Annotated in this window: 17 protein-coding genes and 1 pseudogene; 4 read left to right on the top strand and 14 right to left on the bottom strand. The window is 73.1% G+C overall.

From position 1 onward, the window contains the following. Positions 1-21: 21 nt before the first annotated feature. From xylA to ACILQ5_RS18260, 8 genes are all read right to left on the bottom strand, one after another. On the bottom strand, positions 22-1,182 hold the full coding sequence (gene xylA, locus ACILQ5_RS18225; RefSeq protein WP_395659451.1) for a xylose isomerase: 1,161 nt from the start codon (positions 1,180-1,182) through the stop codon (positions 22-24). Further along, positions 1,179-2,357, bottom strand: coding sequence for a Gfo/Idh/MocA family protein (locus ACILQ5_RS18230; RefSeq protein ID WP_395659452.1), 1,179 nt, complete (start codon positions 2,355-2,357; stop codon positions 1,179-1,181). The genes xylA and ACILQ5_RS18230 overlap by 4 nt, the downstream gene beginning before the upstream one ends. 63 nt (positions 2,358-2,420) lie before the next feature. After that, positions 2,421-3,485, bottom strand: a complete 1,065-nt coding sequence (locus tag ACILQ5_RS18235) for a substrate-binding domain-containing protein (RefSeq protein ID WP_395659453.1) — start codon at positions 3,483-3,485, stop codon at positions 2,421-2,423. Between the two features lie 69 nt (positions 3,486-3,554). Then, positions 3,555-4,580, bottom strand: a complete 1,026-nt coding sequence (locus ACILQ5_RS18240) for an ABC transporter permease (protein ID WP_395659454.1) — start codon at positions 4,578-4,580, stop codon at positions 3,555-3,557. Further along, complete coding sequence (locus ACILQ5_RS18245; RefSeq protein WP_395659455.1) at positions 4,577-6,079, bottom strand: sugar ABC transporter ATP-binding protein; 1,503 nt, start codon at positions 6,077-6,079, stop codon at positions 4,577-4,579. Before ACILQ5_RS18245 ends, ACILQ5_RS18240 begins: the two co-directional genes overlap by 4 nt. Next, the gene (locus ACILQ5_RS18250; protein WP_395659456.1) at positions 6,076-7,284 is read right to left on the bottom strand and encodes an ROK family protein; all 1,209 of its coding nucleotides are present in this window, start codon (positions 7,282-7,284) and stop codon (positions 6,076-6,078) included. The genes ACILQ5_RS18245 and ACILQ5_RS18250 overlap by 4 nt, the downstream gene beginning before the upstream one ends. A gap of 146 nt (positions 7,285-7,430) precedes the next feature. Then, positions 7,431-8,621 (bottom strand): ROK family transcriptional regulator, encoded by a 1,191-nt coding sequence (locus ACILQ5_RS18255; RefSeq protein WP_395659457.1) that lies wholly within the window; start codon positions 8,619-8,621, stop codon positions 7,431-7,433. A 10-nt stretch (positions 8,622-8,631) separates the two neighbouring features. Further along, positions 8,632-9,306 (bottom strand): SGNH/GDSL hydrolase family protein, encoded by a 675-nt coding sequence (locus ACILQ5_RS18260; protein WP_395659458.1) that lies wholly within the window; start codon positions 9,304-9,306, stop codon positions 8,632-8,634. 149 nt (positions 9,307-9,455) lie between these two features. Between ACILQ5_RS18260 and ACILQ5_RS18265 the strand changes: the two genes are divergently transcribed. Both ACILQ5_RS18265 and ppk2 read left to right on the top strand, forming a co-directional pair. After that, positions 9,456-10,340 (top strand): alpha/beta fold hydrolase, encoded by an 885-nt coding sequence (locus ACILQ5_RS18265; protein WP_395659459.1) that lies wholly within the window; start codon positions 9,456-9,458, stop codon positions 10,338-10,340. A 50-nt stretch (positions 10,341-10,390) separates the two neighbouring features. Further along, positions 10,391-11,281, top strand: a complete 891-nt coding sequence (gene ppk2 / locus ACILQ5_RS18270) for a polyphosphate kinase 2 (RefSeq protein WP_395659460.1) — start codon at positions 10,391-10,393, stop codon at positions 11,279-11,281. Positions 11,282-11,339: 58 nt separating this feature from the next. Here ppk2 and ACILQ5_RS18275 read toward each other — a convergent pair whose 3' ends face one another. After that, entirely contained in the window at positions 11,340-11,837 is a 498-nt protein-coding gene (locus ACILQ5_RS18275) for a hypothetical protein (RefSeq protein ID WP_395659461.1), read from the bottom strand. Between the two features lie 112 nt (positions 11,838-11,949). Further along, positions 11,950-13,434, bottom strand: coding sequence for a GTPase HflX (hflX, locus tag ACILQ5_RS18280; RefSeq protein WP_395659462.1), 1,485 nt, complete (start codon positions 13,432-13,434; stop codon positions 11,950-11,952). 56 nt (positions 13,435-13,490) lie between these two features. Between hflX and ACILQ5_RS18285 the strand changes: the two genes are divergently transcribed. Beyond that, a complete protein-coding gene (locus tag ACILQ5_RS18285; protein ID WP_395659463.1) occupies positions 13,491-14,084 on the top strand; it encodes a nucleoside/nucleotide kinase family protein in 594 nt (197 codons plus the stop codon). On the opposite strand, the gene ACILQ5_RS18290 is transcribed toward ACILQ5_RS18285, so the two are convergent. Then, positions 14,047-14,874: a helix-turn-helix domain-containing protein gene (locus tag ACILQ5_RS18290; protein ID WP_395659464.1), complete on the bottom strand. Its 828-nt coding sequence runs from the start codon at positions 14,872-14,874 to the stop codon at positions 14,047-14,049. The two genes, ACILQ5_RS18285 and ACILQ5_RS18290, sit on opposite strands and share 38 nt — an antisense overlap. Before the next feature lie 51 nt (positions 14,875-14,925). Here ACILQ5_RS18290 and ACILQ5_RS18295 point away from each other — a divergent pair, with 51 nt between their 5' ends. Then, entirely contained in the window at positions 14,926-15,447 is a 522-nt protein-coding gene (locus ACILQ5_RS18295) for a maleylpyruvate isomerase family mycothiol-dependent enzyme (protein ID WP_395659465.1), read from the top strand. A 35-nt stretch (positions 15,448-15,482) separates the two neighbouring features. Here ACILQ5_RS18295 and ACILQ5_RS18300 read toward each other — a convergent pair. The 3 genes and pseudogenes from ACILQ5_RS18300 to ACILQ5_RS18310 form a co-directional block, all read right to left on the bottom strand. Then, positions 15,483-16,574: pseudogene (locus ACILQ5_RS18300) on the bottom strand (MFS transporter); the annotation flags it as partial. A 7-nt stretch (positions 16,575-16,581) separates the two neighbouring features. Next, positions 16,582-17,742: a type III PLP-dependent enzyme gene (locus tag ACILQ5_RS18305; RefSeq protein ID WP_395659466.1), complete on the bottom strand. Its 1,161-nt coding sequence runs from the start codon at positions 17,740-17,742 to the stop codon at positions 16,582-16,584. A gap of 96 nt (positions 17,743-17,838) precedes the next feature. Continuing rightward, complete coding sequence (locus tag ACILQ5_RS18310; RefSeq protein WP_395659467.1) at positions 17,839-18,615, bottom strand: SDR family NAD(P)-dependent oxidoreductase; 777 nt, start codon at positions 18,613-18,615, stop codon at positions 17,839-17,841. Between the last annotated feature and the right edge of the window lie 20 nt (positions 18,616-18,635).

Below are 18,635 nucleotides of genomic sequence, written 5' to 3' on the forward strand. Positions count from 1 at the left end.
TCCTCTCGGTACGTCGGGGGCTCAGCGCACGCCGAGCAGGTGCTCGATCGCGAGCTGGTCGAGGGCCTCCATGGCGACGCTGCGCTCGCGCAGCGCCGGGAGGTCGTACGTCGCGTTGCGGACGTCGTCGAGGGACTCGCCGGCCGCGAGCGTCGGCACCGCCAGCTCGGCCACCCCGGCCGCCTCCAGTGCCGCCGCGACCTCCGGGTCGGCCCGGAACGCCTGGACCTTCTCGCGCAGGATCAGGTAGTTGCGCATGCAGGCGCGCGCGGACTCCCAGACCCCGTCGACGGCCTCCGCCCGCGGCGGCTTGAAGTCGAAGTGCACGTAGCCCTCGTACCGCAGGTCCGTGCCGGCGCCGAGCATCGCGTCGACGGTCCAGAACGCGCCGCGCAGGTTGCCGGCGCCGAAGCGCAGGTCCTGGTCGAACCGCGGGCCGTGCTGGCCGTTGAGGTCGAGGTGGAAGAGCTTGCCGTGCCACAGCGCCTGGCTGATGCCGTGCGCGAAGTTCAGCCCGGCCATCTCCTCGTGCCCGACCTCGGGGTTGAGCCCGACCATCTCGGGGTGGTCCAGCTCGGAGATGAGCGCGATGGCGTGCCCGATGCTCGGCAGCAGGATGTCGCCGCGGGGCTCGTTGGGCTTCGGCTCCAGGGCGAACCGGAGGTCGTACCCGCGGTCCTTGACGTAGCCGCACACGGTGTTGAGCGCGTCGCGGAACCGGTCCATCGCCGCCGGGACGTTCTTGCTGCCCCCGTGCTCGGCGCCCTCGCGGCCGCCCCACATCACGAAGGTCTCGGCGCCGAGCTCGGCGGCCAGGTCGATGTTGCGCAGCACCTTGGCCAGCGCGTAGCGACGCACCTCGCGGTTGTTGGCCGTGATCGCGCCCTCCTTGAACACCGGGTCGGAGAACGTGTTCGTCGTGACCATCTCGACGCGCAGGCCGGTGTCGGCGAGCGCCTTCTGGAAGCGCTCCAGCGTGGCGTCGCGGGTGGTGTCGTCGGGCAGCAGGTCGTCGTCGTGGAAGGTCACGGCGGCGGCGCCGAGCTCCGCGAGCCGGTAGGTCGCCTCGACGGGGTCGAGCAGGGGCCGCGAGGCCGGCCCGAAGACGTCGACGCCCTGCCAGCCGACGGTCCAGAGGCCGAAGCTGAACTTGTCCTCCGGGCGGGGGGTGAGGGTCGTCATCGGGTGATCTCCTGCCAGGTTCGGGTGTCGGAGCTGGTCTCGACGGCGGCCAGGACACGCTGGACCTGGAGGCCGTCGGCGAACGACGGCGACGGGTCGCGGTCGGCGGCCAGCGCCTCCACCAGGTCGACGACCTGGTGGGTGAAGCCGTGCTCGTAGCCGAGTCCGTGGCCGGGCGGCCACCAGGCGGCGACGTAGGGGTGCCCGGGCTCGGTGACGAGGATTCGCCGGAAGCCGCCGACCTCCGGGTCCTCACGGGCGTCGAAGTACTCGAGCACGTTCATGTCCTCGAAGTCGAAGGCCACGCTGCCCAGCGAGCCGTTGATCTCCAGGCGGATCGCGTTCTTGCGGCCGGTGGCGAACCGGGTCGCCTCGAAGACGCCCATCGCGCCGGAGGAGAACGTCGCGAGGAACGAGACCGCGTCGTCGACGGTGACCGGACCGCGCTCGCTCGAGGCGCCGCCACCACCGAGGGTCCCGGCGGTGTCGCCGGCCGGGTAGGGCCGCTCCTTGACGAAGGTCTCGAGCCGGCCGGCGACCTCGGCGATCCGGTCGCCGGTGACGTGCTGCGCGAGGTCGATGACGTGGGCACCGATGTCGCCGAGGGCGCCGGAGCCCGCCCGGGTCTTGTCGAGCCGCCAGGAGAGCGGGGCCTCGGGGTCGGCGATCCAGTCCTGCAGGTACTGGGCGCGGACGTGGCGGACGTCGCCGATCCGGCCCTCCTGGACCAGCCGCCGTGCCAGCGCGATCGCCGGGACCCGACGGTAGGTGAAGCCGACCATGGTGCGGACGCCGTGGGCGCGCGCCTCCTCGGCCGCTGCCGTCATCTGCTCGGCCTCGGCGACGGTGTTGGCCAGCGGCTTCTCGCAGAGCACGTGCTTGCCGGCGCCCAGCGCCGCGATCGCGATCTCCGCGTGCGTGTCACCGGGCGTGCAGATGTCGACCAGGTCGACGTCGTCGCGGGCGATCGCCTCGCGCCAGTCGGTGGAGCTGTCCGCCCAGCCGAGCCGGGCGGCGGCCTCGGCGGCCCGGCCGGCGTCGCGGCCGACGACCACCGCCATCTCGGGCCGGAGCGGCAGGTCGAAGAAGTGGGGGGCGGTGCGCCACGCCTGCGAGTGCGCGTTCCCCATGAACGCGTGGCCGACCATGGCCACGCGGAGGGACGAGCTGGTCATGCGGTCTCCCGGAGGGTGTGTGCCCGCCCCCACGACGATGGCGTGGGGGCGGGCACGGGTCGGTCAGGACTTGAACGCGGATCCGATGTACTGGTCGACGTTGTCGGCGGTGACCACCGGGGCGTAGAGCTGGACGGTACGCGGGACCTCGACCTCGACGAGGTCCGACATCGACTTGTCCTGGACCAGCAGGCGGGCCAGCTTGACACCGTCGGCGGCCTGGGTCGACGGGTAGATGACCGTCGCCTTGAGGACGCTGTCACCGGACTGGATGAGCTCCATCGCGTTCTTCGAGCCGGCGCCACCGATCATCGTGAACTCGTCGCGACCGGCGTTGTCGATCGCGGCGAGCACGCCGACGCCCTGGTCGTCGTCGTGGTTCCAGAGGTAGTCGATCTTCGGAGCGGCCTGGAGCAGCTGCTCGGCGGCGTCCGAGCCGCCCTCGACCGTGAAGTCGGCGGCCACGCGGTTGTCGACGTCGAGACCGCACTCGGCGAGCGCGTCCTTGAAGCCCTGGCTGCGGTCCTGGGTCAGCGGCAGCGAGTCGATGCCCGCGATCTCGGCGACGATCGCGTCCTTGTCACCGTCGGCCTGCTCGCAGACGTAGGCGCCCGCGGAGACACCCATGCCGTAGTTGTCACCGAGGACCGTGACGCGGGCGGCGTTCGGGTCGTCGAACTCGCGGTCGACGTTGATGACCGGGATGCCGGCCGCCATCGCCTTCAGGGCGACGGGGGTCATCGCGGCGCCGTCGAACGGCAGCAGCACGATCGCGTCGACCTTGTCGTTGATGAAGGTCTCGACCTGGCTGATCTGGACGGCCACGTCGTTGGTGCCCTCGGCGACCTTGAGCTCGACGTCGTCGTACTTCGCGGCCTCGTTCTTCGCGGACTCGGTGATCGAGCCCATCCAGCCGTGGTCGGCCGCGGGGGCGGAGAACCCGATGACGACCTTGTCACCGCTCTCGTCGTTCGAGCCGGCCGGCGCAGCCGACGTACCGCCGCTGGCGTCGTCGCCGCCGCCCGAGTCGTTGCTCGTGCAGGCCGCGAGCCCGACGACGGCGACGCCGGCGACCAGGACGGTCGCGAACCGCTTCCTGGACTTCATGGTGGTGGACCGCAGGGACATGGTGGTGCTCCTTGGTTCGTGCAGACGGGTGGTGCGGAGGATGTGTGCAGCGGTACAGCGTCGGTGGTGCTAGGTGTTGCTCCGAGACGCCAGCCGCTGCTGGAGGAGCACGGCGGCGACGATGATGGCTCCCTTGAAGAGCGACTGCTCGGAGAAGGAGCGGTTGTTGAGGATGAAGATGTTCGTGAGCGTCGAGAAGATGAGGACGCCGAGCACGGTGCCGACGATGGTGCCGCGGCCGCCGGTGAGCAGCGTGCCGCCAATGACGACCGCCGCGATCGCGTCGAGCTCGTAGAGGGTGCCGTGCGTCGAGCTGCCGGTCGTGGTCTTCGCGACCAGCATCAGCGCCGCGATGCCGCAGCAGACGCCGATGAGCACGTAGAGGTAGACGGTGTGGCGCTTCACGTTGATGCCGGCCAGCCGGGCGGCCTCGAGGTTGCCGCCGACCGCGACCGTGCGCCGGCCGAACGTCGTGCGGTTGAGCAGGACCCAGCCGACGATCGCGACCAGGGCGAACAGCCAGATCTGGACGCTCACCCCGAGGAAGTCGCCGTTGAAGAACTCGGCGAGCCCCTGGCGCGGGATGATCTGCGTCTTCTTGTCGCTGATGATCTCGGCGAGGCCGCGCGCGCTGGCCAGCATGGCCAGGGTCATGATGAACGGCACGATGTTGCCGTAGGCGATCAGCAACCCGTTCACGAGACCGCAGCCGGCACCGACCATCAGCGCGACCCCCACCATCACGATCCAGTGGGTGTCCTCGGCCATGGTCTGGGTGGCGACCGTGGTGCACCACACCGACGACAGCGCGACGATCGCGCCGACGGAGAGGTCGATGCCGCCACCGATGATCACGAAGGTCATCCCGATGCTGACGACGCCGATCGTGGCGGCGAGCCGCAGGATCGTGAGCGCGTTGTCGCTCGACGTGAAGCGGTCGCCCGCGGTGAACGCGCCGACGACGCAGATCAGCAGCAGCGCGACGACCAGGCCGGCGTTGCGGCCGACGCTGGTGCGCAGCAGGCCGAGGACCGGGTTCGGCTCTCGCTCGGTCTCGAGCGCCGCCCGCTCGACGCGGGCACTGTCCTGGCTCATGCCGGAACCTTTCCTTCCATGACGAGGTCGAGGACGCGGGCCTCGTCGATCGCAGTAGCGGCGGACTCGTGGACGATGGCGCCCTCCCGGACGACGAGGACCCGGTCCGCCAGGCCGAGCACCTCCTCGATCTCGCTGGACACCACCACGACGGCGACGCCGCGGTCGGCGAGCGACCGGATGAGCTGGTAGATCTCGGACCGCGCACCGACGTCGACGCCGCGGGTCGGCTCGTCGAGCAGCAGCACCCGGCAGTCGCGCATCAGCCACCGGGCGAGCACGACCTTCTGCTGGTTGCCGCCCGACAGCGTGCGCACCGCTCGCGTCACGCCCTCGGGGCGGACGTCGAGGCTCGTGGTCAGCTCCGTGGCCTGCCGGCGCTCCTCGCCCCGGTCGAGGAAGCCGAGGCGGGCGAAGCGCCTCATCGAGGAGACGGTGATGTTCTTGAACACCGCCTCGTCGAGCAGCAGCCCCTGGCTCTTGCGCTCCTCGGGTGCGAGCCCGACGCCGGCTCGCACCGACTGCTGCACCGAGCCGCGGCGCAGTGTCCTGCCGTCCACGGTCACGGTGCCGGAGGACGACCGGCGGGCGCCGTACACCGTCTCGATGATCTCGGAGCGCCCGGCGCCGACCAGGCCGGCGACGCCGACGATCTCGCCGGCGCGCACGGTGAGGTCGACGTCCGCGAACACGCCGGCGAGGCTCAGCCCCCGCACCTCCAGGACCGGGTCGCCGTCACCGGGCGACTCCTGCCGGGGTGGGAAGACGTACTCGATCGAGCGGCCGGTCATCAGCGTGATCAGCTCCGCAGTGGGGGTGTCCGCGACCGCGAGGCCGGTGGCGACGGTCCGCCCGTCCTTGAGGACGGTGATCCGGTCGCCGATCTCGCGGATCTCCTCCAGCCGGTGGGAGATGTAGATGACCGCGACGCCCTCGGCCGTGAGGTCGTGGATCACCCGGAAGAGGTTCTTGACCTCCTCCTGGTCGAGGACCGCGGACGGCTCGTCGAGGACGAGCAGCCGGGTGTCGCGGGAGAGCGCCCGGGCCATGCTGACGATCTGCTGCTTGGCGGGCGAGAGCTCGCCGACGATCCGGCTCGGCGAGATCTCGGGGTGCCCAAGCCGGGCGAGCAGCTCCCGGGCCACGCGATGTGCCCGACCGCGCTGGCTGAAGCCGCCGCGTGCGATCTCGTGGCCGAGGAAGATGTTCTCGGCGACGTCGAGGTGCGGCACCAGGTCGAGCTCCTGGTAGATCGTCGCGACCCCGCGCTCGATCGCCTTGGCCGGCGTCGACAGCGAGGTGGTCTCGCCCTCCCAGGCGATGGTGCCGGCGTCGGGCTGGTGGAACCCCGAGAGCACCTTGATCAGCGTCGACTTGCCGGCGCCGTTCTGGCCGAGCAGGCAGTGCACCTCGCCGGCCCGGACGTCGAGGTCGACGCCGTCGAGGGCGCGGACGCCCGGGAACTCCTTGACGATCCCCGTCATCTGCAGCAGCGTCATCGGGCCCCTCCCATGAGCGCGTCGGACCGTGGGGACACCACGGTCGGGTCGTCGAACACGGCCTCGAGCGCGACCGTCGCCCCGCCGCGGACCGCCGCGGTGAAGCCGAGCGTCGAGAACTCCACCCGGGTGCCACCGGCCTGCGGGGCGAGGACGCCGGCGAGCAGGTGCTCCTGGATCGTGGGGCGCAGGTGCGCGCCGAGCTCGGCGTAGTAGCCGCTGAGCACGATCGCCGCGGGGTTGAGCGCGTTGGCCAGCATCGCGGCCCCGGCGCCGATCCAGCTGCCGAGCTGGTCGAGCGCGGCCAGCGTGCGGGCGTCGCCCAGGTCCGCGCGGCGGTTGATCTCGGCGAGCCGCTCCTCGAGCGACAGGTCCGGGTCGCGCACCGGGTCGTCGGGGTCGGCGGCCGCGTCGAGCAGCGCCCGGAGACCGGCGACGGTCTCCCAGCAGCCGACCCGCCCGCACCCGCACCGGCGCCCGCCCGGCTCGACGATCATGTGGCCGAACTCGCCGGCGTACCCCTGGTGGCCGCGCAGCGGCCGGCCGCCGACCACGATGCCGCCGCCCATGCCGACCTCGCCGAAGATCACGAGGATGTCCTGGCGCCCGGCGTCGCCCGGCGTCGCCTCGGCGACGGCGGCGAGGTTGCTCTCGTTGTCGATCGCGACCGGGTACGCCGCGCCCAGCCGGCCGCGCAGCTCGGCGCCGACCGGGACGTCCTTCCACCGCAGGTTGGGGCCGATCGTGAGCACCTCGTGGGTGCGGTCGAGCAGACCGGCGACGCCGACCACGCAGCCGACGGTCTCCCGACCGCTGGCCCGGACGTCGGCGTCGGTGCGGCGGACGAGCTCGGCGAGCCGGTCGAGCACCTCGGAGACCGAGTGCCGGTGGGCGTCGAGGGCCAGCCGGTGCTCGGAGACCACCGCACCGGTGAGGTCGAGCGCCATCGTCGCGACGTGGTTGACGTTGATCTCGGCGCCGATCCCGCAGACCGACGCACCGTCCAGCTCGACGGCGGTGCCGGGGCGTCCGACGCTCCCGCGCTCGACGCCCGCGGACCGGACCAGGCCGAGCCCATCGAGCTCGGCCACGAGCGCGGAGGTCGCGGACCGGGTCAGGCCCAGGTCGGCGGCGAGCCGGGCCCGCGAGCGCGGGCCGTGGTCGCGGAGGTGCCGGAGCACCAGGGAGAGGTTCGCGTTGCGCACCCGAGACCTCCCGCCGTGATCGTCGTCACTCGTTTGTTGCGACGCCGCACAAACTAGGCAGGATAGAAGCGCTTTGGCAAGCGTTTCGAGCGAAAGTAGCGAAAGTTTTGTCCGAACTTTCGAAAGTCACCTTCGAAAGTAGCGCCTCATGGAGCGTAGATGGACGAGCTGATCATCCGGGCGGCTCCGACCACCCCGCCCTCCTCGCCGAGCTCACTGAGCACGATCGGGAGGTTGCCGGTGGCCAGCGGCAGGGACCGCCGGTAGGTGACGCCGCGGATCTCGGCGAGGAGCGAGTGCCCCAGCCCGGTGACCCGGCCGCCGATGACGATCAGCCCCGGGTTGAAGAACGAGACCAGCCCGGCGAGCACCTGGCCGACGTGCCGGCCGCTGTCCCGGATCAGCTGCACGGCCTGGGCGTCGCCCTGGCTCACCGCCGTCCCGACGTCGGCCGCGGTGAGCTCGCCGTGCTGCTCGAGGAGGGCCGCGAGCGCCGGCGAGCGCCCCGAGCGGGCCGCCGCGGTCGCGTCGCGCGCCAGCGCCGCACCGCCGGAGAACGCCTCGAGGCAGCCGGTGTTGCCGCAGGCGCACGTCGGCCCGAACTCCTCGACGCGGATGTGCCCGATGTCGCCCGCGCAGCCGTTGACGCCGCGGTAGAGCTCGCCGTCGATGACGATGCCGCAGCCGATGCCGGTGCCGATCTTGACGAAGAGGAAGTCGCGCGCGCCCTTGGCCACCCCGGCGTGCTGCTCCCCCACGGCCAGCACGTTGACGTCGTTGTCGAGCACCACCGGACAGCCCAGCTCGCGCGAGACGGCGTCCCGGACGGGGTACCCGTCCCAGCCGGGCATGATCGGCGGCGACACCGACACGCCGCGGTGGAAGTCGACCGGACCCGGGACGCCCACGCCGGCGCCCATCGGCTTGTCGACACCGACCTCGTCGAGCACCTCGCGCACCAGCTCGAGCGCCGTCGCGAGGACCGGCTCCGGCCCCTGCCGGATGTCGCAGTCGCGGTGCCGGGTCGCCAGCACCGCCAGCCGGCCGTCCGTGACACCGACCGACATCCCGGTCGCCCCGATCGAGATCCCGACGAACCGGATGTCCGCCGCCAGGTCGACCAGCGTCGACCGACGCCCGCCGCGCGACGCGGCCGGTCCCGCCTCGGCGGCCAGGCCGAGCTCGGCGAGTCGCCCCACCTCCGCCGCGATGGTCGTCCGGGAGACCTGCAGCAGGTCGGCGAGCTGGGCCTTGGAGAGCGGGCCCTCGTCGCGCAGCTGGGCGAGGATGCGGGCCTGCATCGCGTTCTCCGCGCGGCCCGCGAGGGAATGGCGCACGGCGCCGATCCTAGGGGGCCAGGGCGAGGATCCGGCCTGCGACGAAGTCGCCGAACTGCTCGTGGCCGGCCGGGGTCAGGTGCAGCCGGTCGTCGAGGTAGGGCAGCACCAGGCCCGAGGTCCGGACGTAGTGGACACCGTAGGACGCGCTCAGGTGGGCGAGCAGGGCGTCGACCCGCGGCACCCGGTCCGCGCGGGAGGGGGCGGCCGCGGGGCCGACCACCACGACGTCGTACCCGTGCAGCTCGCCCATCAGCCGGGCGAAGCCGGACCGGATGTCGGCCGAGGGGACGTCGACGTCGTTGAGGCCGCCCTCGACGACGACCAGGCCGGCGCCGTCGCGCAGGGCCGCCGGCGCGCGGTCCGCGAACGAGACCCGGCGGCAGGACCCCGCCTGCTCGCTGAACCCGGAGCCGGAGAAGCCGGCCACGTGGACGCTCCCGCCGAGCCGTGAGGGCCAGGAGCCCGCGACCTGCTCGAGACCGAGGCCGGCCGACCACGAGTCGCCGATGACGACGACGCGCTCACCGGTGCCGCTGTCGAGCGCGGCCCGGGCGTGGGAGTCGGTGGCGAAGCGGGTGCAGCGGTCGACGTCGGCGCCCCGGGCACGGAATCCCAGGGCGACGACGAGGACCGTGGCGAGCAGCACGACGACGAGGCCGACCGACACCACCGGTCGACGCACCAGACCCACCACGTCCGAACCCCCCGAGCACCACGACCACACCCTGTGGTCACACGTTCCAGCCCCATGTTCAGCGACGGGACGGGCCGGATGTTCCCGGATGACGCAGAAAGTGCCGCTCCGCTACCGAATCGTGATCTGCTGACCGGATGAGCGACCTGCTGCACGTCCCGGGACCCGACGACCGCACCATCGAGGTGCTCGACGGCGGTGACCCGGAGGGCTACCCCGTGCTCTACCACGGCGGGTCGCCCTCGGCCGTCGCCGCCTACCAGCCGATGGACGACACCGCCCGCGCCCTCGGGCTGCGGCTGATCACCTACTCCCGTCCGGGGTACGGCGGCTCGACGCCGCGTCCGGCCGCCGGGACCTACGCCGACGACGTGACCGAGTCGGCGCTGGTCCTCGACCACCTCGGCGCCGGCGAGTTCCTGACGTTCGGCTGGTCCGGCGGCGGCCCGCGTGCCCTGGCGTGCGCCGCGCTGCTCCCCGACCGGTGCCGCGCGACCACCTCGGTCGCCGGGGTGGCGCCGCACGACGCCGCCGGGCTGGACTGGTTCGACGGCATGGCGGACGAGAACATCGCCGAGTACCACGCCGCCGAGCAGGGCGCCGACGCCTACACGGCGTACCTCGAGGAGAGCTTCATGCCGGTCCTGCACGTCTCCGCGGGCGAGCTCGCCGAGGCGATGGGCGGGCTGGTGACCCCCGTCGACCGGGAGGCGATGACCCCCGATCTCGTCGACTGGATGGCGCGCACCTTCCACCGCGCCGGCGCCCAGGGCGTCGTCGGCGTCCGCGACGACGGGCTGGCCGCGACGCGTCCGTGGGGCTTCGACCTCGCCGACGTCCGGGTGCCCGCGGCGATCTGGCAGGGCCGGCAGGACGCGATGGTCCCCTTCGCGCACGGCGAGTGGCTGGCAGCCGCCGTCCCCGGGGCCGAGGCGCACCTCCTCGACGACGAGGGCCACATCTCGCTGGTGAACCGGCTGGAGACGATCCTCACCGACCTCAAGCGCCTGGGCGGCATCTGACCCCGGCGTTCGCCCCTCCCGCGGGTCGGCGGAGCCCTACGGTGAGGGACATGCTGAGGGACCTGCGCGAGTACATCGACCACCTGCAGATCGAGGGTCACACGATCGGGGACGACCACGACGACGACCCGATCCTCATCGACCCGCAGGGCAAGGCGGTCGACACGTGGCGGGAGAACTACCCCTACGACGAACGGATGGACCGCCACGAGTACGACGAGCTGAAGTACGGGCTGCAGGTCGAGCTGCTCAAGTTCCAGAACTGGGCCAACGAGAACGGCTCCCGGCACGTGCTGATCTTCGAGGGCCGCGACGCGGCCGGGAAGGGCGGCACCATCAAGCGGTTCATGGAGCACCTCAACCCGCGCTACGCGCGCACCGTCGCGCTCACCAAGCCCAGCGACCGCGAGCAGAGCCAGTGGTACTACCAGCGCTACGTGCGGCACCTGCCGGCCGCCGGCGAGATGGTCCTCTTCGACCGGTCCTGGTACAACCGCGCCGGCGTCGAGCGGGTGATGGGCTTCGCCACCGAGCCGGAGTACGAGCAGTTCATGACCCAGACCCCGCTCTTCGAGCGGATGATCGTCGACAGCGGCATCTCGCTGACCAAGTTCTGGTTCTCCGTCACCCAGGGCGAGCAGCGGACCCGGTTCATCATCCGCCAGGTCGACCCGGTGCGGCAGTGGAAGCTCTCCCCCATCGACCTGGAGTCCCTGAGCAAGTGGGAGGACTACACGGACGCGAAGGAGGAGATGATCCGGCGCACCGACACCAAGTGGGCGCAGTGGACCACGATCAAGAGCAACGACAAGAAGCGGGCCCGGATCAACGCGATGCGCGCGTTCCTCACCCGCTTCGACTACGACGGCAAGGACCCCGACGTGGTCGGGGTGCCGGACCCGCTCATCGTGCAGCGGGGCAAGAAGGCCGTCGGCGACTGACCTCCCGGCGAGCCCGGGACCGCCGGGTCGGCGCAGGTGGCACCGCCCGGGGTCGTGCTCAGCGAGCCGGGTCCTGCGGTGGGTGCAGCAGCTTCCCGAGGCGGGGGAACTCGGTGCATGCGTGGCGGTCCATCGCGGCGGCGAACGCGCGCGTGAAGTAGAGCCGCCACAACGGGTCGAGCATGCGTCCCCATCCGGCCCAGCCGGCGGTGAGCGTGTGGCGGAGCCGGACGCCGTCGGGCTGGTCCTGCAGCGTGAGGGCCAGCCGGACCGGGAGCCGGAGACCCCACGGCACCAGCCGCCAGACGATCAGCTCGCCGGGTGTCACCGCGACGACCACCGCCGCCATCCGCAGGTGCCGCTCCCCCACCAGCTCGTCCATCCAGACGCGGTCGCCCACGTGGTCGGACCGCGAGCCGGGCTCCACCACGTGGAAGGCCTCGTGGGTGCCGGGCCACCAGGCCCGGTACCGGTCGTCGTCGCAGTCGAGCATGAAGTCGGCGACCTCGCGCCCGGTCACCCCCGGCACGGTCATCTCGGACTCCAACGTCAGCACCGCCGACACCTCCCTCCGATCCCGTTGCCCAGTCCACCGGCGGGGATCGGGGCGGGCCAGAGGCCTTGGTCATCGGGCCCGAGGGTCCAACGCGTCCTGCCGGGCGGGTCGGTCAGACGGCGTACGACGCCAGCTCGCCGGCGAGGTCCTCGTTGGCCCGGCCGACGACGATGGTGCCGTCGTTGGTGTGCTCCATCGAGTCGATCTCGCCGTGCTGGTGGAGCCGGTTGATCAGGTCGCCGCGCTCGTAGGGCAGCAGCGCCTTGAACTCGACGCCCGGGCGAGGGAGCTCGCCCTCGATGACGCGCAGCGCGGCGGCGATGCCCTCGCCGGTCCGCGCGGACACCACGACCGAGTGCGGCTCGCGCTGGCGCAGCCGGGCGATCACCATCGGGTCGGCGGCGTCGGCCTTGTTGATCACCACGAGCTCGGGCACGTCAGAGGCGCCGATCTCGGCGAACACCTCGCGGACCGCCGCGATCTGGCCCTCCGGGTCGGGGTGCGAGCCGTCGACGACGTGCAGGACCAGGTCGGAGTCGGCGACCTCCTCCAGGGTGCTGCGGAACGCCTCGACCAGCTGGTGCGGCAGGTGCCGCACGAAGCCGACGGTGTCGCTCATCGTGTAGACGCGCCCGTCGGCCGTGGTGGTACGACGGGTGGTCGGGTCGAGCGTCGCGAACAGGGCGTCCTCGACCAGGACGCCGGCGTCGGTCAGGCGGTTGAGCAGCGAGGACTTGCCGGCGTTGGTGTAGCCCGCGATCGACACGCTCGGGATGTGGTGGCGACGGCGCTCCTGGCGCTTGGTGTCGCGGGTGCCCTTCATCTCGCGCAGGTCGCGGCGCAGCTTGGCGATCTTGGTGTTGATCCGGCGCCGGTCGGTCTCGATCTTGGTCTCACCGGGACCGCGGCCGCCGATGCCGGCACCGGCGGCGACCCGGCCGCCGGCCTGGCGGGACAGGTTGCCGCCCCAGCCGCGCAGTCGCTGCTTCATGTAGCTCAGCTGCGCCAGCTCGACCTGGGCCTGGCCCTCACGCGACTTGGCGTGCTGGGCGAAGATGTCGAGGATCAGCGCGGTCCGGTCGACGACCTTGACGCCGAGCCGGTCCTCGAGGTTGCGCAGCTGGCTGGGCGCGAGCTCGCCGTCGCAGATGACGGTGTCGGCACCGGTCGCCGCCACGATCTCCTTGAGCCCGTCGACCTTGCCGCGCCCGACGTACGTCGCCGGGTCCGGCGACTGCCGGCGCTGGTAGATCGCGTCGAGCACCTCGGAGCCGGCGGTCTCGGCGAGCAGCGCGAGCTCGGCCATCGAGTTCTCGGCGTCCTCGACCGAGCCGTCGGTCCAGACGCCGACGAGCACGACCCGCTCGAGGCGGAGCTGGCGGTACTCGACCTCGGTGATGTCCTCGAGCTCGGTACGCAGGCTCGCGACCCGGCGGAGCTGGTGGCGCTCGGCCAGGTCCATCGCGCCGGTCGTCGGGTCGTCCTCGGGGTCGGTGTCGGCGTAGCCCGACTCGACCGTCTCGTCGCCCCAGTCGTCGGTGTCCTCCAGCTCGTGCTCGAGGGTGAAGTCGGGGTCGATCTCGTGTGCGTTCGTCATCCGGCTTCCAGGGTACGTTCGCCCGCCTGAGCGGCGCGAACCCTTAACGTTGCCGCGTGCAGCTCCCCCGCGTCCCGGCCGGCACGCGCCTGCTCGGCATCACCGGGGCTCCCGGCGCCGGGAAGTCGACCCTGGCGGCGAGCCTGGGACTGCCGGTGGTGCCGATGGACGGCTTCCACTACGCCGACGTCGAGCTGGTGCGCCGCGGGCTGCGGGACCGCAAGGGGGCGCCGGAGACCTTCGACGCGCCGGGGTACGCCGCGCTGCTGCGCCGGGTCCGCGCCGGCGAGGACGACGTCGTGGCGCCCGCCTTCGAGCGGGACCTGGAGCAGCCGCTGGCCGGCGCGATCTTCGTGCCGCCCACCGGCACCGTCGTGACCGAGGGCAACTACCTGCTGCTCGACGAGCCGCGCTGGCGCGCCGTCCGGGCGCAGCTGGACGTCGTGTGGCACGTCGTCGCCGACGAGGAGGTACGCCGGGAGCGGCTGGTCGCCCGGCACGTGGAGTTCGGCAAGTCGCCGGACGAGGCCCGGGCGTGGGTCGCCCGAGTGGACGACGCGAACGCCGCACTGGTCGAGGCAGGCCGCGACCGGGCGGACCTGGTCGTCGACCTCAGCGCCTGGGCTCCGCCGCGAACTCCCCCGGCGTGAGCCCGGTGACGGCCCGGAAGTCCCGGCCGAAGTGGGCCTGGTCGGCGTAGCCGAGGTCGGCGGCGACCCGTGCGAGGTCGGGCCGCTCCTCCCCGGCGAGCCGCTCGGCGGCCTCGTGCAGGCGGCGGCGCTGGATCAGCCACTTGGGCGACAGCCCGATCCGGCGTGCGGTCAGCCGTTGGAGGGTGCGCTCCGTGATCGCGAACTTCTCGCAGACCTGGCTCACCCGCTGGACGTCGGGGTCGCCCTCGACGTGCTCGACGATCGCGTTGACGAGCAGCCCCTCCTCGTCGACCGGCAGCAGCCGGCGCAGCGCCTGCTCGACGACGGCGACGGCGGCCTCCCGACGGACCGGGTCGTCGGGGTCGTCGCCGACCGCCGCGCGGATGCCCCGCGCCAGCTCGGCGTCGGGCAGCGGCACGGTGCGGTCGGTGAGCCGGTCGACCGGCCCGCCGGCGAGGGCGGTCCCGGCGGCGGGCTGGAGCATGGTGCCGAGCGCCCAGCCGCGGCCGCTGAGCTCCTGGGTCGACAGCCCGCTGCTCGGCCCGACCAGCAGCGCGTACTCGTGGGACACCACGAGCAGGCAGACGGGGTACTGCAGGACCCGCTGGACCGAGACGTGCCCGTCCGGCAGCGACCAGACCGGCATCCAATAGCGGCGGACCACCGGGGCGAGGTCCGGGGACGGCGCGAAGCGGTGGATCGGGGGCGTGTAGCCCGCCGCGTCGAGCAGGTGCGCCCGCTCGGTCGGGTCGATCCGCCGGGGTCCCGGGCCGGCCTCGTCCGTCATGTGTCGGATTCTTTCAAGAGCCGCCGACACGGGACACCGATGCTGGTGGGCATGACCTTCTTCCTCGAATCGGCAGACCGCTTCTCCGCCACCGTCGACGCCACGACCGACTGGTCCGCACCGAGCCCGTGCGAGGGCTGGACCGCGGCCGAGGTCGTCGACCACGTCGTCGACACCGAGCGGCAGTTCCTCGCCGGCCACGGCGTCGAGCTGGGCGACCGGCCCAGCGGATCGCCGGCCGACGTGTGGGCGGCCCACCTGTCCGGCGTACGCGCGCAGGTCACCGACGAGCTGCGCGACCGGGAGTACGACGGCTTCTTCGGGCGCACCACCGTCGGCGCCACCCTCGACCACTTCTACGGCTTCGACCTCGTCGTCCACGGCTGGGACCTCGGCTCGGCCAACGGCCGGCCGACGACGTTCACCGACGCCGACATGGACGCGATGGACGCCGCGTTCGAGGGCTTCGGCGAGCACGCGTACGACGACGGCGTGTTCAAGGCGCCCGTCGACGTCCCCGCGGACGCCTCCCGCCAGGTCCGGCTGCTGGCCCGGATGGGCAGGCGCGCCTGAGACGCCAGCGCCGCCGCCAGGCAGGCACCTGCGCAGAGCCCGAGGGCGAGCCGCGGGCCGCCGGCCTCCGCCAGCGGCGGCGCGAGCAGCGAGCCGAGCAGCGCCCCGAGCACCATCACGCTGTCGCCGAGGCCGAGGGCACCCGCGCGGTGCTCGTCGGGCACCGCGACCTGGATGGTCTGGGTGACCGAGCTCTCCACGACCACCGCGACCGCGCCGGCCAGCGCGAGCACCGGCAGCGCCGGCGCGGGTCCGGGAGCCACCCCGACGACCGCGGTCGCCGCGGCCAGCACGGCCAGGCCGCCGGCGCGGCGACCCGGGAGCCACCACAGCAGCGGTGCGGCCAGGGCCCCGAAGCCCAGCCAGGCCAGGGCGACGCCGTACCCGGTGTCGCCCTGGCCCCAGGCCTCGCGGGTCAGCGGCAGCAGCGCGAGCGCGGTCGCCGAGCCGACCACGTTGACCAGCCCGGCGGTGCCGAGCGCGAGCAGCACCGGGCGGTTGCCGGCCACCGTGCGGAGCATCCCGCCGACCGTGGAGGCCGACCGCTGGGACGCGGCCGGGCTCGGCAGCGGCAAGCGCGCGACCAGGCCGATGGCGAGCGCCACCAGCGCGACCGCGACGGCCGGGACCCAGGCCCGGGTCGCGGGGAGCAGCAGCAGGCCGCCGAGCGCCGGGCCGACGACCCAGGCGGACACCTCGATCGTCACGAGCGCGTCGGTGGCGCGCTCGCGGCGGGTGCCGGCGAGGCCGGGGACCGCCGCCCCGAGGGCGGGGTACGCCGGCAGCCCGCTCGCCACGGCCAGGCCGGCGAGGAGCACGGCGGCGAGCAGGGAGCCGGCCGCGACCGCGACGCCGACCCCGGCCAGGAGGACGAGGCGGAGCAGCAGGGTCGCGAGCACCAGCCGGTCGCGTCGGACCCGGTCGCCGAGGGTGCCGACCGCCCAGGACAGCAGGACGTAGGGCGCCATCCGGGCGGCGGCGACGAGCCCGACGGCCAGCCCGCCGCCCCACTCGTCCCAGGCGAGCACGAGGAGCAGCGGCCAGCACAGCGCCGTGGCGACCGACGCGACGGCGTACCCGGCCAGCGTCCGGGTGAGGGGGCCGGCGACGGCGGTCCGGGGTCGCACGGCCGGCTCAGTCGCGCAGCAGGGTCGGCAGCGGCGGGAAGCCGTTGAAGCCGACGGTCGAGTAGCAGCTGGTGTAGGCGCCGGCCGAGTCCAGGTGCACCCAGTCGCCCTCGGCGAGGTCGAGCGGCAGGCGGACCATGACCTGCTCGTAGAGCACGTCCGCGCTGTCGCAGGTCGGGCCGGCGAGCACGCACGGTCCGATCGGTCCGCCGTCGCGGGAGGTGCGGATCGGGTAGCGGATCGCCTCGTCGAGGGTCTCGACCAGCCCGGTGAAGACGCCGGCGTCGAGGAACACCCACCGCACGCCACCCCGGGTGAGCGTGGCGAGCACCCGGCTGTGCAGAACCCCGGCCTCGGCGACCACCGCGCGCCCCGGCTCGACCAGCGTCTGTGGGCGGTCGGCCCCGAACGAGTGCTGCAGGTGGCGGTCGATCGCCGCGCCGTACGCCGCCAGGGGCGGGCAGTCGTCGTCACCCTCCTCCTCGGCCAGGCGGGCGGGGAAGCCGCCGCCGAGGTCGAGCAGCCAGGGCTGCAGGCCCTCGGCGCGGAGGGCGGCGAAGACGCGCGCGGCGGCCGCGACCGGCGCGGCCCAGGCCTCCGGGTCACGCTGCTGCGAGCCGACGTGGAAGGACACGCCGGCGGGCTCGAGGCCGAGCGCCGCGGCGGCGACCAGGATCCGGATCGCCTCATCGGTGGAGCAGCCGTACTTGCGCGAGAGCGGCCAGTCCGAGCCCGCGCCCGAGGTCACCAGGCGGCAGAGCACCGCGGCGTCGGGGGCGGCGGCCGCGACCTTGACGGTCTCCTCGGGGCTGTCGACGACGAACAGCCGGACGCCGTGGGCGGCGGCGAACGCGACGTCGGCGCGGCGCTTGACCGGGTTGGAGTAGACGAGGTCCTCGGGTGCGGCCCCGGCCGCCAGCGCGGCGGTCACCTCGGCCGGGCTCGCGACGTCGAACCGGCCGCCCGCGGCGTGCAGGGCTGCCAGCAGCTCCGGCTGCGGGTTGGCCTTCACCGCGTAGTGGATCGCGGTCCCGGGCAGGGCCTCGGCGAGCGCACGGAGCCGCCGGACCGCGGTCGGCACCGAGAGCTCGAGGTACGGCGACGCCGGGTGGGGCTGCTCGGCGTACCTCGCCGGCGGGCTGTCGACGACGCTGAGGGCGCTGCTCATGGATCGCTCCTGACCCGGCGGCCCGAGCGGCCTGCCGTTGGCGGTCAGGAGCGAGGAGGCGGCGGCCAGATACCGGCTGCCCGCCGCCGAGCGGTCCTACTTGGGAGGCATCCGGATGCCGCCGTCGACGCGGATCACCTCGGCGTTCATGTAGCTGTTGGTGATGCACTCGACGACCATGCTGGCCAGCTCGTCGGGGACGCCGAGGCGCTTGGGGAAGAGCACGCTCTCGCCGAGCTTGGCCTTGAACGCCTCCGAGGCCTCGCCCTCGCCGTAGATCGGGGTGTCGATCAGCCCCGGGGCGATCGTGTTGAGCCGGATGCCGGAGGCGGACAGGTCGCGGGCGACCGGGAGGGTCATGCCGACGACGCCGCCCTTGGAGGCGGAGTACGACGCCTGGCCGATCTGGCCGTCGAACGCGGCCACGCTCGCGAGGTTGACGATTGCGCCTCGGCAGCCGTCGGCGTCGGGCTCGTTGCGGCTCATCGCGGTCGCGGCGAGGCGGGTCATGTCGAAGGTGCCGATCAGGTTGATCGCGATCACCCGGCTGAACGCGGCGAGGTCGTGCGCGGAGTCGAACTCGCCGTCGCGGCCGATGGTGCGCTGCGCCCAGCCGATGCCGGCCGAGTTCACGCAGGCGCGCAGCGGTGCGATCTCGGCGGCGGCGGTGACCGCGGCCTTGAGCTGGTCGGTGTTCGTCACGTCGACCTGGGCGAACACGCCGCCGATCTCCTGGGCGAGCGCCTCCCCCTTGTCGGCCTGCAGGTCGGCGACGACCACCACGGCGCCCTGAGCGGCGAGCTGGCGCGCGGCCGCGGCACCGATGCCGGACGCGCCGCCGGTGACGATGGCACTTGCTCCGTTGATGTCCATGGCTGGCGAGCATAGTCATG

Origin of the sequence: Nocardioides sp. (assembly GCF_044226305.1) — a bacterium.
GTDB lineage: Bacteria > Actinomycetota > Actinomycetes > Propionibacteriales > Nocardioidaceae > Nocardioides.

What these genes read in the sequence shown, in the direction of transcription:
- ACILQ5_RS18230 (WP_395659452.1), bottom strand. Translation starts at nt 2,357, where the DNA reads ATGACCAGCTCGTCCCTCCGCGTGGCCATGGTCGGCCACGCGTTCATG.
- ACILQ5_RS18310 (WP_395659467.1), bottom strand. Translation starts at nt 18,615, where the DNA reads ATGGACATCAACGGAGCAAGTGCCATCGTCACCGGCGGCGCGTCCGGC.
- hflX (WP_395659462.1), bottom strand. Translation starts at nt 13,434, where the DNA reads ATGACGAACGCACACGAGATCGACCCCGACTTCACCCTCGAGCACGAG.
- ACILQ5_RS18290 (WP_395659464.1), bottom strand. Translation starts at nt 14,874, where the DNA reads ATGACGGACGAGGCCGGCCCGGGACCCCGGCGGATCGACCCGACCGAG.
- ACILQ5_RS18235 (WP_395659453.1), bottom strand. Translation starts at nt 3,485, where the DNA reads ATGTCCCTGCGGTCCACCACCATGAAGTCCAGGAAGCGGTTCGCGACC.
- ACILQ5_RS18295 (WP_395659465.1), top strand. Translation starts at nt 14,926, where the DNA reads ATGACCTTCTTCCTCGAATCGGCAGACCGCTTCTCCGCCACCGTCGAC.
- ACILQ5_RS18265 (WP_395659459.1), top strand. Translation starts at nt 9,456, where the DNA reads ATGAGCGACCTGCTGCACGTCCCGGGACCCGACGACCGCACCATCGAG.
- xylA (WP_395659451.1), bottom strand. Translation starts at nt 1,182, where the DNA reads ATGACGACCCTCACCCCCCGCCCGGAGGACAAGTTCAGCTTCGGCCTC.
- ACILQ5_RS18245 (WP_395659455.1), bottom strand. Translation starts at nt 6,079, where the DNA reads ATGACGCTGCTGCAGATGACGGGGATCGTCAAGGAGTTCCCGGGCGTC.
- ACILQ5_RS18240 (WP_395659454.1), bottom strand. Translation starts at nt 4,580, where the DNA reads ATGAGCCAGGACAGTGCCCGCGTCGAGCGGGCGGCGCTCGAGACCGAG.
- ppk2 (WP_395659460.1), top strand. Translation starts at nt 10,391, where the DNA reads ATGCTGAGGGACCTGCGCGAGTACATCGACCACCTGCAGATCGAGGGT.
- ACILQ5_RS18305 (WP_395659466.1), bottom strand. Translation starts at nt 17,742, where the DNA reads ATGAGCAGCGCCCTCAGCGTCGTCGACAGCCCGCCGGCGAGGTACGCC.